Source organism: Burkholderia sp. DN3021, from assembly GCF_049805555.1.
GTDB classification, from domain to species: domain Bacteria; phylum Pseudomonadota; class Gammaproteobacteria; order Burkholderiales; family Burkholderiaceae; genus Burkholderia; species Burkholderia pyrrocinia_C.
This window is the reverse complement of the sequence record NZ_JBNCAB010000275.1, coordinates 1-563: the sequence shown is the minus strand read 5'-3', so window position 1 is coordinate 563 and position 563 is coordinate 1. Positions and strand designations below refer to the sequence as shown.

Below are 563 nucleotides of genomic sequence, written 5' to 3'. Positions count from 1 at the left end.
CTCACCGCCCTTCGAGTGGGCCGCGAATCGGCCAAGTCGCGGTGTCGTCACGGCAGAGTTAGTTCAAAAGAGCGGGGTTTCGAGGTGCCCTGAAATATCGATGGCGACGCTTCGTTACCTGGACCACGGAAACCATCGACGCTGAGTTGGCCGACCTACTGGTCGGGTACGGCACCAAATTTCAAACCAATTTCTCGTGAACACTTAAGTGTTGCTGGTAAACGCGATTGAAGTTTGTTAACTTCGGCGAACCGCATAAGCCGGAGCTCTGCATGAAGTGCGTCGTTGTACTGACTGAAGTCGAGGAGCAGACCTTGCAGCAGCTGTCGATCAATCACCCGTACCCGGACATGCGCACGCGGGCAGCCGCTCTGTTGATGCTTGCGGATGGCAAGCTGCGTCCGATGGCCGTTGGCGCGAAACTCGGTGTGAGCGGTCAGTCGGTCTACAACTGGGCCCACACGTGGCGCGTACAGGGTGTGATTGGCTTGCTGGTCAAGATCGGACATAAAGGCGGACGGCCTCGTGCGTTGAGCGACGAGATGATCGCCACGGTCGTGCGC

General features: G+C 58.1%; 1 protein-coding gene. It reads left to right on the top strand.

Annotated features, from left to right (window positions below; genetic code table 11):
* Positions 1–272: 272 nt before the first annotated feature.
* Positions 273–563: helix-turn-helix domain-containing protein (locus tag ACPUER_RS37065; RefSeq protein WP_425133615.1), on the top strand; the 291-nt coding region annotated here is incomplete at its 3' end.